The organism is Pantoea sp. CCBC3-3-1 (assembly GCF_007981265.1).
Classification (GTDB): Bacteria; Pseudomonadota; Gammaproteobacteria; order Enterobacterales; family Enterobacteriaceae; genus Erwinia.
Window position 1 is genome coordinate 388375 of the sequence record NZ_CP034363.1, and the last position, 13512, is coordinate 401886.

Here is a 13512-nt window from a genome sequence, read left to right on the forward strand (position 1 = left end):
TTTAACCATCCTCAAAGCAGCATCGCCATCAGCATGGCGATAATCGCCGCTGCCACAAAGACACGGCCTCTCTTTCCTGGGATTCAGGTCATAAAAGAAGAGAGAAACTGCCCGGAAAAAATGGTCCCCGATAAATACGCCAGATTTTTACCACGCAACGCTAGCGGGCTTTGTTCCATCACCGATGATTTATCAGCCAGCGGGTAAAAAACATAAAAATTATTAAGCATTTTATTCGAAACAACAGAAGAGGAACGACGCGCTTTGACCTGGCTATGTCTTACCGCTGTAGCGCGACTTTATTCGCCCTGTAAAGCGGTTAAGCAGGCAATTTGATGAGACTTGTCTAATCTTTTTGACAGACCTGGTCAAATATCTTCACTATCGGCCCGGCGACTTATCTTGCACTATCATCGACACACTTTGTGAAAATAAGGGCAAATCGCATGTCATTAATTAAAAAAATTACCTTACCGCTATTAATCAGTTCCGCCCTCTATTCGCAGTTTTCTGCGGCAGCGGTAGAAACCTATGCCATGGATCCGGGCCATACTTCAGTTGTCGTTTCCTGGAACCACTTTGGTTTTTCTCATCCAACGGCGGACTTGTCTAACGTCACCGGCAACATTGATTACGACGCCAGCAGCGTGGGCAAATCCAAAGTCGACGTTTCTATTCCGGTTGGCACGATTGACACACACGTCGATGCACTGACCAGCGAATTTAAAGGCGCGGAATATTTCGATACCACCAAGTACCCTACGGCGACCTTTAAAAGTACCAAAGTCGTTAGCACTGGCAGCAACAAACTGGACGTGCACGGCGATCTGACCATCAAGGGCATCACCAGGCCGGTGGTGTTGCATGCTGTGCTGAACAAGCAAGGTATGCATCCGATGGTGAAAAAGCAGGCGATTGGCTTTGATGCAACAGGCACCATCAAACGTTCTGACTTCAAGCTGGATAAATATGTCCCTTCCGTTGGCGATGACGTGAAGCTGACCATTTCTACCGAAGCTTACGCGAAATAATTTCGGCAGAAGCGCCCGGCCAGTGGTCGGGCGTTGTTCTTGTCTGTCTTTGCCGCTAAACCAGCTGACGGAAAAGGATGGCTTCCTGAACTTTGCGCCATCAAAAAAACCGCTGCTAAACGTTGCTGTTCGCAGGCCATCCCAACCCCTGGCCGCGCAGAATGGAAATTTGAGTGTACCGCGCAGGAGCGAGTAAAACCGGTATTACATGCTGATAGCGATGGGGTTAGCAAACAATCCAGGTTCGGGATTTGAACGATCAACGCTGCGTGGCGGGCCGAAAAGTCGGTACCACTTCATGGATTGCAACGCCAATAATAGTAACTTCTTTTAATTCTTCACCGGTAATGACTCTTCCCTGTTCGGTGACAATATGTTCAGGGCTACGTCGAACGCGCGCCCATTCACAACGACCGGCGATATCAATCAGAACACGACTACCCGCCACGGCCGGACGGTAACGATCGATAATGCACAGGCTGCCGTTACAGGCGCTGAGGTAGCAGTCCTGGTTGGTCGGCACCAAATCCTGTAGCCTGCTGAACAGAAACTTCACCTGATGGCTGGAGGAAGAGAGAGTGCGATCGACCTCGCCAGTCTGGCAGGGCTTGTAAACCCGATTCTTTAACATATCCACTCTCCGGTTATTCCATCGCTTTGATGGTAAAGGTGACGACGCCAAAAATTTCCAGCTGCTCTTCCGCCTGTAGAATAATCGGCACCCAGGCATCGTTCATCGGCAGCAGTCGCACATCCGGGCGCAGCTGGAGTTTTTTGACGGTAAATTCACCGTTGATGGCGGCGACTACGATATCGCCCTGATCGGCTGTCAGGCTCTTATCGACCACCAGCAAATCGCCGTCATCAATACCAGCATCTTTCATTGAATCGCCGCTGACGCGAATGTAATAGGTGCTCTCAGGCCGCTGGATGAGCAGCTCGTTTAAATCCAGCCGCTGCTCGACATAGTCCTGGGCTGAAAAGGGCGAGCCGCAGGGAACACGTGCCAAAAAAAGGGGCAGCTGCACCAGTGCCTGAACCTCAGGAGGTCGAAGAAAATTCATGGGGTTATCTCGTAAGATGACTGTATATAAATACAGTATTATCTTTTGCAGTCAGCAATCAAGCCCGATAGCGTTTTTTTTCGTTGCCAGGCAAGTTGTGACGCTAACCGATGACACAAACAGACGCGCCAGAAGCGAGCCAGCGATAGATTTCAGCATTTATCTGAAAAAAACGTTGTCAGTGAATCGGCAAAAAATTGACGAAGCGGTAACAATTGCCAGGGGAGAGTAGAGTCACAACGATTCATTTCCGCTCGTCGTCTTATTCAGGGTCATTGAGAATATTCACCAGAGCATCTCTGATCGCGGCGCTGCTGGATTTTCCATCTACTTAAGAGTAATGAAAAGTTTTTACAACAGGGTAAGCAGGCGCGGGGATTGACCGCGCCTAAACTTAAGTACCTTACTGCCGGGTAAAGTCGCTAACGCTGGTGAGGATTCTGTCACGCATCAGATTATAATTTTGCTCACTTGGACAGGTTGCGGCGAAAAGCATCAGCTCGCCGGGACGGACTTGTGCCAGCGCCGTGAATTGCCACAGTGGCGTGGTTTGATTCATAAAGGTAAAACCCAGCGCATGTGCTTCGGTAAAACCAGCATGAGCAGGGAGTGTCTCCTCATTGAGCAATTTGAAACCCGGCAGCCCGCCGTTAAGCTTCTGCATCTGTCCCGCCAGATAGTCAGCGAAAGTACTTCCCTGCGCATATTTATCGCGGTTGATGGTGATATTGCTCCCATCAGGGAAAGCAATAATATTCACGGTGTGAAATGCCGCATCCTGTGGCAGAGTAAACGTGCCCTCTGGGCAGGAAAAATTCATCAAATTAGACATAGTTGGTTCCTTTATTATTATTCATAACTAATTGTGTAGATAACAATGGATTGGAAATCCCCTGGTGAAAGACTGCTCTTTAGCGCGTAATAGCCAGCTCGAAGTGGGATAGAAACGGTAGAAAAACCACTCCCAAATTCTGCAAACTTAAATTTTTCACCAAGCGTAACCGGCAGCCAATTGCTACCATCCTGACGGAAAATCTGTGCCGCGATTTCGTCAGAAACTTCACCGGTCGACAGATCTTTGAAAGAGAAAATACCTTCTTTTTCCAGACCAGTAATGCCTTGTCCGGTAAGGCTCATATAAATACCTAACGTGCTCCAGAGGCTGGAGTTGCAGGTCAAATCAACATTGAAATCGTGATTGAAGCCTTCAATCTGACCCTGTGCGGAAACCTGGCTGATATCCAGCGAAGGAAGGGAAAATGTATAGTTTCCATCGCCGGTAACTTCGCAGGTTTGCGTCGTAAAGGTGAGTTTGGCGGTATTCTTCATATTGAACTGGAGACTACCCTCGCCGACTGAACCTACATCAAAAACGCGTATCTGTGAGCTTTTAGGGCTTAAAGTCGTATTCTCGCCTGTTTTGACCAGTTCTATTAAAATATCTTGTTCAAAATTAAGATAGGTATCCGTGCTAAGGCCTGCAACATAGGGAATAGCTGTGCTAATACCCAGATCGAAGCGACGTGCGGTATAATTTCTGTCGCCATTAACGGTGACAAAAATCGTTAAGCCGCTGTTACTTCCCAGGGCATTAGACAGGTTTTTGGTGTTGATATAGACATTTTCTTCTTCCCAGAAATTTCCCGTCACCTTTTTTGCGCACCATAGGGACAAATGCATGGTTTTACTGTAAAGCACGGTGCCGATGGGCATGTCGGTCTGAATCTGATTTGGGATCAGATTAAAGTCAAGCGCTGTTGTATCCTGATAGCCACTGGCAAAATCACAATTCAGTTCTGCCCAGGCTTGGGAGCAGGTTGTCATCAGCAGGATCAACGCACACCGGCGGATAAACGTTAAGGTTTGGTATACATTCATTGTCTCAATCCCTGAGCAGTGTTGCAGTATTTTTACTGCCGATAAGACCTGCTACTGCCGTTATGGCTGTTGAAGTCTGGGGAATCGTATCATGTGACAGCGGCTGGCAAACCCGGCTCAGCCGGTCAAAGCTCTGTTGGGAGCGAGCGCCAGAGCCTTCCAGACTGACGTCGAAACTACAGCCGGGTATGTCCTTGGCACCCCAATGTACCGTCAGACGTTGTTTATCTTCTGCCAGGCGTACATAAATCTGCCCGCCTTGCGCGACGACCCCGATGTCATCACCGCTTTCATTGGTCACTGAGGCACCAAAAGGCAGCGTATCGCCATCTGGCAGGCTGGCACGGATCAGCACCATGCGGCCTCGCTGTGTCGGGTAAGTGATTTTGACAATAGCGCCCTGATGCGGAGCTATTTGCTGGCTGGTACTCTGTAGCTCGACATCATAAGGCAAGCCCTTGGGGTTAAGGGAGACACGGTTGATTCGATAAGGATTCAGATAAGGCACTATCGCCTGACCGCGACTATCAAGTACAACACCGGTATACCCTTTCACGCTTGCCCCGCCCGCGTCTTTCGCAGACACGATAGCTATGGTGTTGAGGTTGCTATAAGGACTCAGGACAATGCCATCGCTGTAACCAACAATACTTCCACTTGCACCACCAGAAAATGCATAATAGTTCTTGCCGCTGGAGTAGCTGCCATTCAGCGTGGTCTGAGGCAAAAGCGTGGAGCCGCTGATGTTACCTGAATAATTATTGTTATAGTCTCTGCCTGCCGTTGCGTTGTAATTAAATTGATCGCGTTCGCCAGCAAGACCGCTAAGTCCAAGCTGGGTGCTCAAGCCGTTTTTATCGAACGTGGTATAGTTGTTAACACTGGAAGCATGTTTTCCTGAGCTTAATGGCAGGGTAAAATTCAGCAAGTACTGGGTTTCTGACCCGCTATTAGTAATGTTTTTATTAACCGATAAACCATAGCTAATTGAATTATAATGGTTATTATAGCCGAGCTGGTATTGCGTATTGGTTTTATCTTTATTCCAATAATTTTCGCGATAGCCACTGATATAAAGTTGTCCCCAATCTTCACTGAGGTTTTGTGACAGCGTTAATGAGACGCGGCTTTTAGGCCGGTTCATATCATTGAATGACCAGGATTTATCATTTCTTTCAAGTTTATTTTGAAGGTAAACTGCATTATATAAATCCAGATAACCAGATGATGAAAAACGATAGGTCGCCAGTGAAACACTGCTGCCGGTAGCAGCAAGAAATTTGCTATAGCTGGCTCTTAAGCTCGCACCATTATGGGTTTCATTTTTGTAATTAAAACGTGTACCTGTAACATCTAAAGCAAAAGCACCCATGCTTGTGCCCAGGGCAGATCCTGCCACAGCAGAACTCCAATGCTCGGTACCGGTTATACCGGTATAGGCAGTAATGAGATTATTAATACCCTGTTTGTAGGTCGCCTGGGCAATATAAGGTTGGCTGGCGATAGTAAAATTACGTAGCTGCCCTATTACCAGATTGTAATTATGTTGTCCCGGGCGCAATAGTTGAGCCAGAGAAGCATAGGGTACGGAGAAAGAAGATTGGGTTCCATCAGACTCTGTAACCGTTACCTCTAAGTCTCCGCCGTAGCCGGTAGGATAAAGATCGTTGATTGAAAACTCGCCGGGCGGAACCGTAGTTTCATGAATAATTTTGTCACGCTGCCGTATAGTGACTCTGGCATTAGATTTAGCTATTCCCCTTACAACCGGTGCATATCCACGCAGTGAATCAGGCAGCATTTGATCGGCTGTAGCCAGCTGTAAACCCCTAAAGGAGAACGTGTCGAAAATTTCACCAGAAGTGTTTGCATCACCCAGCAAAAGACGAGAACTTAACGGCACGATATCCCGCTGAATATTTGTGCTGAAAACATTATAATGGCTACCGTTAGTGTCGTTCCAACGTAATGCGCCAGAGTGGCGAAGCAGCCATGGCCCTAAATTAATGCCACTGCGAAAATCACCATAGAAAGATTGGGTTGTCTGTTTACCATTGTGCTGTTCAAAATAATTGGTGTTGTAGTTCGCAAACAGGCCATTTTCACCATAGGACCACATTGAAGGCGGCACATAGCCTCTCGCCTGCTGATTGATGTGGGCCTGAGGAACAGATAAATTTAGTCGCATAGTCGACAAGTTTAATTCGGCGCTGGAGTTTGATACGAGCTGAGAAAAGGGAATGCATTGCGACAAGTTTTTCAGGCGAGCAATATCCTCTTCAGAGAAAGTGGTTAGCTTAATCCTGCTCAATTCAATAAGTGACAGGCTGCCGCAGACAGCTGACCTTCCTCCAACATCACTTACAACTATCCGATTACGGCCAATTAATTTTCCGTTAAGATAGATATCTGGGGTGTATTCACCTGGCTGGACTTTGTACTCACCGTAAAATCGAGAAACATCAACGCTCTGTCCGGTAGTATTGTTAATAAAGTCAGGGTTAAATTTAATTTCAGCCAGAGCGTAAGATTGTTGTAATGACAAAAAAGCAAAGGCGGCACTAGTTAGTATTTTTATTTTCGATAAGGTGAATTTTTCGCTGGACAGCATGCCTTTATCCTTCATCCCTGATGAGATAATTTAAATTCTTTAATTAAACTTCTTTTTTACCTTTGCGCCATAATCGTTAATGTAACTAATTACAGTAGTGTATCCTTCACCTGACGCAATTTCTTTCGTAACATATGATTCACTGGAGAAAGGTGGAATCATTTTTCCTTCTAACGAGGTTACTGTCTTTTCGCCACGTAAAATATCAACGGATGATATCGTAATATATAAAGGTGAGTTGTTTTGAATATTTATTTTTTTCCGTTTTTCATCTGGGTAGGTAACAAGGAGCATTTCTACAGCTTCATTTGAAGTCGTACCTTTGATAGCGTTCGGGCGGAAAAAAAGCTTAATCCGACTGCGGAATGCCATCTGCATTTCATTGCCGCTTTTATTCTCCGATGCAGGCGGGATATCCAGGTTATTAAACCAAAAAACACTCTCCCTGTCTGCTGGTAACGATTTTCCTGTATACGAAATCCTCAGGCTCTGACCCTGAGAGGGTTCGATGCGAGAAACAGGCGGAAGAATGATAAAAGGCACATCCATCTGCTTAATTTTGGCATTAGTATTTCCATCATCGATCCATGACTGGACAAGTGCGGGTTTGGTCCCTTTGTTTTCAAGAGAAACAACTATTTCCTTCTCATTTTCAGGATATATAATCCGGGTGCTATGAATTATAACATTTGCGTAAACACTGTTAGCAAAAAAAGAAAGTAAAAGCAGAGAAAAAAGAGGGAGTGTGTTTTTTGTTTTTGATGTTGACATGAATTATCCTTAATAAAATCGGGGGTGCCCCCCCGATTTTCATTTACGGGGTTTTTATTCGTAATCTACAGAATAAGTTACCGCAGTAGTCAGATCGCCAGGGGTAGAAGCGCCAGTTGCATAGTACTGTGCCTGATAAGTCATGCTCGCTGCACCTGAAGCCAGTGCAGTTGCTGCATTACTACGCTGGGAATCGCTACCAGCACTCAGAGCAACATCGCTGTCATTAAGCAGCTGTACCTGAACATTTTGAGCTGCTGAATCACCGGTAGCAGCGTTATTCAGACGACCAGTAGCTGAATCCACATTAGCACCTGATTCGAAATAGGCACGTACATTACCTGTGGCAGGCGTACAGTCGGTCATTTTAATGACGAAGCTGGTTGCGCCAGCTACTTCACCGGATTTAGCCAAATTAGCGGTAGAAAGGGTAGGCAGAGTAATAGTTGCATCACCGTTCGCACTGTCATCAACTTTTACAGAACAGGTAGAAGCAGTCAGTTTACCATTAATGGTAATGGTGCCTGCTGGTGCGGCTGAAGTAGCAAATGCAGCGAAACCCATACCCGAAATCAGTACTGATGCAATAAGTGTCTTTTTCATTTTAAAATCCTTAATAATTTCATATTTTACAATATTACTTGATAAGAGCTGGAGGGAATCCAGAACTTAGTCCTTTTTTACAGATGACATTGACTGGTTATTAATCAGTCATAAGTCATCACTTTCGGGTCATTAAACCGAAAACTCCGTTAAGTCCAGCTGAGAAGATAGTAGCGGCAATAACCAGCGCGCCGACAACAACTTTCCCGAACTTATCACCCTGGCCGATGGCCGGAGATACAACAGTCGATGGGCTGGTCCAGTCCTTGTTATTTTCAGAAGAATCACTCCCCTTAAAATAATCCAGGATATCGCTGGTTAAACTTCCGCCTGCAACCACTTCCATTTCATTTTTATGAATATTACGCATTTATTAACCTGAATTTTATTTAGGTAAATTATTAGAGTAGTCGAGGAAGTATTCAGTATTGGTATTAAACAATTCCAGTGTCTTATCCCAATCATTAACCAAGCCATAAAGGGCACCCTGAAGGCTATAGGCTATGCCACCAACGATTACACCAACGCCGGCCGCAATAATCCCGGCGCCTAATACACCACCCGTGTTACCTCCAGCTATGCCACCTTTAATAACACCGGTCCCCAAACCCATAACTGTCCCAAGCGCGGCAGCTCCGATAGAACTAAAAAAACCTGCACCTGATACTTCATTGATTTCAAATGTGTTTAACTGACGCATTAAATTTCCCTTTTAATTTGTTTGTGATTCAGAACTAACCTGTTCCGTGGAAGTAATAATAGCTTGAAATTGAAACGCACAACAATAGTATAAAATCTATTTTTTCGGGAAAAGCGTTTCTTTTTCTATCTGTTTAATTTCACCTTTTTCAAGATAAATAATCCTGTCGGCACTCATAATAGTCTCTGGGCGGTGTGCAATAATAATTCGGGTAACGTTCATTTGAGAAATTGCACTGTTGATTGCTGATTCTCTGGCGACATCCAAATGGCTGGTTGCTTCATCCAGTACCAGTAATTGCGGCTGACGATAAAGCGCTCGAGCCAGTAATACGCGCTGAATTTGTCCGCCGGATAATGACGAGCCCATATCACCCACCAGACTGTTATATCCCATTGGCATGGCAACTATATCTTCATGGATTCGGGCTAGTTTTGCGACTTCCATGGCCCTTTCTTCATGGTAAACGGTATCAAAGAAACAAATGTTATCCATAATAGAACCAGCAAAAAGTATATCGTCCTGCATTACGCTACCTATGCGATCGCGATAATATTTCATTCCCAATTTGGTAATATCAATGCCATTGATACAAAGCTCACCCGACTCAGGGCGAAGTAAGCCCAATAAAAGTTTGGCTAGTGTCGTTTTACCCTGGCCTGAAGGACCAACAATAGCCACGGATTCACCAGGTTGAATGGTAAAACTGGTGTCATTCAAAATATAAGGTTCTGATTCAGAGTACCTGAACTTAATATTTTTAATTTCAACACCGCAAGGTGACCCATCTTCTTGAAATTTAACCTGGTTTGCGGTGTTCTCTTCGGTTTCAGTCAGAACGATATCCGCCAGACGTTCACCGTGTAAGCGTAACATAGTAAAGTCAATGACGGCGTCGACCAGGCCAGTCATGCGCGAGATAAATTGATCCGAAAAGCTAATAAAGGCTACTAACATCCCACCGCTGAAATTACCTTCCAGCACCTGTATCGCCGCCAGCCATATCAAGGCAATGCGGCTAATCCCTGAAGTCAGACCCTGCAGAACGGTGAAAAAAATTGACAAACGCTGGATCTGAATGCCTTTATTCGTTACCTGAACTAATTCACTGGCATAGCTTGATACACGAATCTCTTCCTTATTATTCAGTTTAACAGCCTGCATGCCTCTGATCGATTCAAGCAACTGTGACTGCGCTTTTGCTGAAGCGATAAGCTGATCTTCATTTGCCTGGCGGAAAGGACGAAATGAGATTGCCCTTAACAAGGTGTACACAGCAACAGTCGCTAAGACGATATAGGTTAACGTCACGTTATAGCTGAACAGAACAAACAGCGTGATCACAGCCATTGCACCATCAAGGATGGTACTGATGAAACGTGTAGTTAGCGTATTCTGTATTGTTGAAATAGAACCAAATCGGGAAACAATGTCACCAATATGCCTTTCCTGAAACCAGGTCATCGGCAATCCCAGAAGATGGGTACAGACATTAGTTGACCACTGTATACTTAGCAGGCTCGAAAACCATGTCGTTACCCATGAACGAAGTGCCGATATAGCCGTTTGCAGCAAGATGACGCAGATAAAGGCAATGCCCAGTAGCGTTAAGAGATCGCGGTCCGCTGACACCAGTACCTGATCCATAACCCACTGCATATAGAAAGGTGACAAAAGTCCAAACACTTCCAGGGCGACAGATAGCACCATTATTTGCACAAAAGCAGAACCAATTCCGGAAACATTGGAAAACAATTTCAGCATGGATAGCTGCGTTTTTTCCTGCTTCTGCTCAAAATTACAGTTGGGATAAAGTTCTAACGCTACGCCCGTGAAAGAAGAGGATACCTCATCCAGAGGAATCTCACATTTGCCACGAGCCGGATCGTGCAAGGTTATCTTATTCTTCGATACGCTTTTTAACACAACGAAGTGATTCATATCCCAGTGCAGTATGCAAGGAAGCTGTAACTTATTAAGTTCGTTCAGCTCAAGGCGTAATGCACGCCCGGACAAGCCCATATTATTGGCTGTTTGCATAACATCTGCCAGCGTCGCACCTTTTAATGACGTAGCATGTGAACGACGAAGCGTGATGATATCGGTTTTATAGCCATAATAACCCGCAATCATACCTACGCAGGTGAGGCCACATTCAGCTGCCTGAGTCTGGTGCAACACAGGCAGTTTTTTACGCCAGGAAAATTGTAAGTCTTTAAAGTTTTTCATTATTAGCGAAACCCGTAAAATTAATCAAATAGACGTCTGACGACCCAAAGCATAAAGAGGCTCAAGTACCCATTCATACAAATGGCGTTTGTCTATAATAAAATCGGCCTCTACTGCACCGCCCGGCTGCAATTTGATCTCATTGCTATAGGCACTGATAACTTGTTTATCCAGATTTACCCGCACTTGATAAAATGACTCCTGGACCTGTTGAGTTGCACCAGTCAGCTGGGTGATTTCCTGAGGGGAAAGTGATACGCGAGATATTTCTGCGACGGACCCAAATTGCTGCCCAAATTTTTGGTAAGGGTAAGCCTGAAATCGAAGTACAACACGCTGACCAGTTTTAATAAATCCAATTGCTCTACTGGATACCATAATGCGGGCGACAAGATCGCCATTCTGAGGCAATAAAGAAGCTACAGATTGGCCGGCGTTAACAATTTGTCCTGGTTTAACTAAAACAGAACCAATAATGGCATCTTCCGGAGCCAGAAGTTTTACGGCCCGGCGTGATTCATTTTCCATCCACGATTGTTTCACGCTGGAAAGCTGTCGCTCTATTTCATTTTTTTTATTACGCGTGTTAACAGGCTGTTCCCTTATTTGCTGTTGCGTTTGAGTAAGCTGTTGCTGTATATCAATACGCTGTCTGTTAACTTCTAAAAGACGAGACTCTGCATCCAGTAAAGCCGATTGTTGTTGCTCGACCTGACTATTCGATGCGAATCCCTTTTCACGCATCAATTGAAATTTATCAACCTGTTTTCTGGCAAGATTAACCTGCGAAAGGCGTTGTGAACGCATTTGAGCAAGCTGATTTAGCTGCTGTTCCAGCATTTTTTTCTTGTCACTGAGCCCCCGCATGGTTTCTTCATCCAGGGTTTGCAGATTTTTTAGTTCATTTTCCAGACCTGCAGATTGACGCGTAAGCTGCTCAGCAATCATGACGCGAGTCTGACCATATTGTGTGGCAATTTCTGACGAAATCGTAGCGAGAGGTTCACCTTTTTTTACGATCTGGCCTGTTACCATATTCAAATCAGTGATTGTACCGTTGTTTACCGACATTATATTCATCACGCCATTAACAGGTAACAACGTTCCCGTTGCCGTTTCACGTTTGGTATAGCTTCCAAAGAAGCAAAACAGCACGACAATGAGCGTAACAATGACGACCAAAGAAATGTGAATCCATCTGTAAGGGGGGCAATAGAGTGCAACTTTTCCTACTGCTTTGGAGCGATTAGCCTCTAATGCTTCATCCCTGAATAGCTTATTACTCATATAAGTTCCATTAGATAGTTTTTAATTACAGGTGTAATCATGCAACGTCGAATAATCTAAATCTCCTGTTGAAGATGCAAGACTGATTTTTTGCTGCACAAAATTATTTTCTGCTTCATTTAAGTCCTGCAAGGACTTGAACAGTTCTTTCTCCGCATTAAATTCATCTACCAGAGTTCGTAAGCCAACTTCCTTCCCGTAGACTGTTGAATCAAGTTTCTTTTTTGCAGATAACGTTGAACGCTGATAAGCATAAATTTTTTCAAGGTTATTATTTACCCCATACCAGGCAACCTGTGTATCCTGTGCAACTTTTCGCTGGGCATCATGCATTAATTCTTGTGCCTGATTACGCCGGCTTGCCGCTTCAAAGCTCTGAGAAAGATATCTTCCACCTGCAAATATGGGTACCGAAACATTGATACCTACATAAGTATTTCTGGTTTTGGATGTACTTCCAAAAAGAACGTCAAGTCCATTCTCGTTTTCGGCACGACTCCAGTTAGCGCCATAGTTAGCCTGCAGAGTGACCACGGGTAGATGTGCCGCGGTAGCGCTAATTACATCCGATTTTGATTCTTCAAGCCGATGCAACGCAGCAACAATATTCAGGTTTTTTTGTTTAGAACGGGCAACGGTCTCTTTTAGCGATCTTTTAACAGGATGAAAGAGACATTGCATATTTGTTTCTTTTATCTCATCCGCAGCCAGCCCTGTTAACCGGTTAAAATCAATGTTGGCATGGTTTAGTTCATTTTCAGCAGAAATCATCTCTGCTCTGGAACGATCAAAACTAGCTGCAGCTTCATCAACATCTAACTGGGTACCATCACCAATTTGCATGGCTCGTTTTGCTTTCTCTAACTGAATTTCGTACGCTTTTACCTCTTGCTGCAGCGTTGCCAACTGCTTACGTGAAAAAATAACAGTAAACCAGGATTTACTGACATCTTGTATTAATTTTTGCTGAGAAAGTAAAAAGTTTGCATCAGCCAGGTCAGCCGTAGCATCGGCTCTTTTCCATGCGGCAAAACGCGAAATATCGAATATTGGCTGAGCGACATTTACACTGTAGTTATGCCTTTTTATACCAGCAGCATATGAAGCACCTGGCTGGTCCTGTTTATAATATGTTCCTGTTAAAGTAACTTCAGGTAGTAACCCTGCAAAGCCTTGATATCTTTTTTGGCCTTCAGCATCATGCAAATTAGCTGCGGCCCGGTACTCGGTGTCATAAGTACTGGCAGCTAAAATAGATTGCTGTAGTGTAATTGCATGAACGTTCGAAACAAAAAAAATTGCTGGCACAGTGAGTAAAGAAAATTTCCATATTTTCAT

At 44.7% G+C, this 13512-nt stretch carries 14 protein-coding genes; 1 reads left to right on the forward strand and 13 read right to left on the reverse strand.

The window, feature by feature from the left end; translation table 11 throughout:
* Positions 1 to 446 precede the first annotated feature (446 nt).
* Positions 447 to 1031, forward strand: a complete 585-nt coding sequence (locus tag EHV07_RS01555) for a YceI family protein (RefSeq protein ID WP_147194223.1) — start codon at positions 447 to 449, stop codon at positions 1029 to 1031.
* On the opposite strand, the gene EHV07_RS24415 is transcribed toward EHV07_RS01555, so the two are convergent.
* From EHV07_RS24415 to EHV07_RS01615, 13 genes are all read right to left on the reverse strand, one after another.
* Positions 1019 to 1171, reverse strand: coding sequence for a hypothetical protein (locus EHV07_RS24415; protein ID WP_168199579.1), 153 nt, complete (start codon positions 1169 to 1171; stop codon positions 1019 to 1021). The two genes, EHV07_RS01555 and EHV07_RS24415, sit on opposite strands and share 13 nt — an antisense overlap.
* Before the next feature lie 119 nt (positions 1172 to 1290).
* Complete coding sequence (locus EHV07_RS01560) at positions 1291 to 1662, reverse strand: hypothetical protein (RefSeq protein ID WP_147194225.1); 372 nt, start codon at positions 1660 to 1662, stop codon at positions 1291 to 1293.
* A 13-nt stretch (positions 1663 to 1675) separates the two neighbouring features.
* Positions 1676 to 2095 (reverse strand): translesion error-prone DNA polymerase V autoproteolytic subunit, encoded by a 420-nt coding sequence (umuD, locus tag EHV07_RS01565; RefSeq protein WP_147194227.1) that lies wholly within the window; start codon positions 2093 to 2095, stop codon positions 1676 to 1678.
* Between the two features lie 403 nt (positions 2096 to 2498).
* Positions 2499 to 2927 (reverse strand): DcrB-related protein, encoded by a 429-nt coding sequence (locus EHV07_RS01570; RefSeq protein WP_147194229.1) that lies wholly within the window; start codon positions 2925 to 2927, stop codon positions 2499 to 2501.
* 17 nt (positions 2928 to 2944) lie between these two features.
* Complete coding sequence (locus EHV07_RS01575; protein WP_147194231.1) at positions 2945 to 3973, reverse strand: fimbrial protein; 1029 nt, start codon at positions 3971 to 3973, stop codon at positions 2945 to 2947.
* Positions 3974 to 3977: 4 nt separating this feature from the next.
* Positions 3978 to 6584, reverse strand: a complete 2607-nt coding sequence (locus EHV07_RS01580; RefSeq protein ID WP_168199580.1) for a fimbria/pilus outer membrane usher protein — start codon at positions 6582 to 6584, stop codon at positions 3978 to 3980.
* 39 nt (positions 6585 to 6623) lie between these two features.
* Positions 6624 to 7355 (reverse strand): fimbria/pilus periplasmic chaperone, encoded by a 732-nt coding sequence (locus EHV07_RS01585; RefSeq protein WP_147194234.1) that lies wholly within the window; start codon positions 7353 to 7355, stop codon positions 6624 to 6626.
* Between the two features lie 54 nt (positions 7356 to 7409).
* The gene (locus EHV07_RS01590) at positions 7410 to 7958 is read right to left on the reverse strand and encodes a fimbrial protein (RefSeq protein WP_147194236.1); all 549 of its coding nucleotides are present in this window, start codon (positions 7956 to 7958) and stop codon (positions 7410 to 7412) included.
* Positions 7959 to 8076: 118 nt separating this feature from the next.
* Entirely contained in the window at positions 8077 to 8328 is a 252-nt protein-coding gene (locus EHV07_RS01595) for a hypothetical protein (RefSeq protein WP_147194239.1), read from the reverse strand.
* A gap of 15 nt (positions 8329 to 8343) precedes the next feature.
* Complete coding sequence (locus EHV07_RS01600; protein WP_147194241.1) at positions 8344 to 8658, reverse strand: hypothetical protein; 315 nt, start codon at positions 8656 to 8658, stop codon at positions 8344 to 8346.
* A 96-nt stretch (positions 8659 to 8754) separates the two neighbouring features.
* Positions 8755 to 10887 carry a peptidase domain-containing ABC transporter gene (locus tag EHV07_RS01605; protein ID WP_147194243.1) on the reverse strand — a complete coding sequence of 711 codons (2133 nt, stop codon included), beginning with the start codon at positions 10885 to 10887 and terminating at the stop codon, positions 8755 to 8757.
* A gap of 24 nt (positions 10888 to 10911) precedes the next feature.
* A complete protein-coding gene (locus EHV07_RS01610) occupies positions 10912 to 12174 on the reverse strand; it encodes an HlyD family secretion protein (RefSeq protein WP_147194245.1) in 1263 nt (420 codons plus the stop codon).
* A 21-nt stretch (positions 12175 to 12195) separates the two neighbouring features.
* A complete protein-coding gene (locus tag EHV07_RS01615; protein WP_147194247.1) occupies positions 12196 to 13512 on the reverse strand; it encodes a TolC family outer membrane protein in 1317 nt (438 codons plus the stop codon).

Excerpts from the sequence above, each read along its gene's own strand:
- EHV07_RS01600 (WP_147194241.1), bottom strand. The coding sequence starts at position 8,658 with ATGCGTCAGTTAAACACATTTGAAATCAATGAAGTATCAGGTGCAGGT.
- EHV07_RS01575 (WP_147194231.1), bottom strand. The coding sequence starts at position 3,973 with ATGAATGTATACCAAACCTTAACGTTTATCCGCCGGTGTGCGTTGATC.
- EHV07_RS01615 (WP_147194247.1), bottom strand. The coding sequence starts at position 13,512 with ATGAAAATATGGAAATTTTCTTTACTCACTGTGCCAGCAATTTTTTTT.
- umuD (WP_147194227.1), bottom strand. The coding sequence starts at position 2,095 with ATGAATTTTCTTCGACCTCCTGAGGTTCAGGCACTGGTGCAGCTGCCC.
- EHV07_RS01560 (WP_147194225.1), bottom strand. The coding sequence starts at position 1,662 with ATGTTAAAGAATCGGGTTTACAAGCCCTGCCAGACTGGCGAGGTCGAT.
- EHV07_RS01570 (WP_147194229.1), bottom strand. The coding sequence starts at position 2,927 with ATGTCTAATTTGATGAATTTTTCCTGCCCAGAGGGCACGTTTACTCTG.
- EHV07_RS01590 (WP_147194236.1), bottom strand. The coding sequence starts at position 7,958 with ATGAAAAAGACACTTATTGCATCAGTACTGATTTCGGGTATGGGTTTC.
- EHV07_RS01585 (WP_147194234.1), bottom strand. The coding sequence starts at position 7,355 with ATGTCAACATCAAAAACAAAAAACACACTCCCTCTTTTTTCTCTGCTT.
- EHV07_RS01580 (WP_168199580.1), bottom strand. The coding sequence starts at position 6,584 with ATGCTGTCCAGCGAAAAATTCACCTTATCGAAAATAAAAATACTAACT.
- EHV07_RS01605 (WP_147194243.1), bottom strand. The coding sequence starts at position 10,887 with ATGAAAAACTTTAAAGACTTACAATTTTCCTGGCGTAAAAAACTGCCT.
- EHV07_RS24415 (WP_168199579.1), bottom strand. The coding sequence starts at position 1,171 with ATGGCCTGCGAACAGCAACGTTTAGCAGCGGTTTTTTTGATGGCGCAA.
- EHV07_RS01555 (WP_147194223.1), top strand. The coding sequence starts at position 447 with ATGTCATTAATTAAAAAAATTACCTTACCGCTATTAATCAGTTCCGCC.
- EHV07_RS01595 (WP_147194239.1), bottom strand. The coding sequence starts at position 8,328 with ATGCGTAATATTCATAAAAATGAAATGGAAGTGGTTGCAGGCGGAAGT.
- EHV07_RS01610 (WP_147194245.1), bottom strand. The coding sequence starts at position 12,174 with ATGAGTAATAAGCTATTCAGGGATGAAGCATTAGAGGCTAATCGCTCC.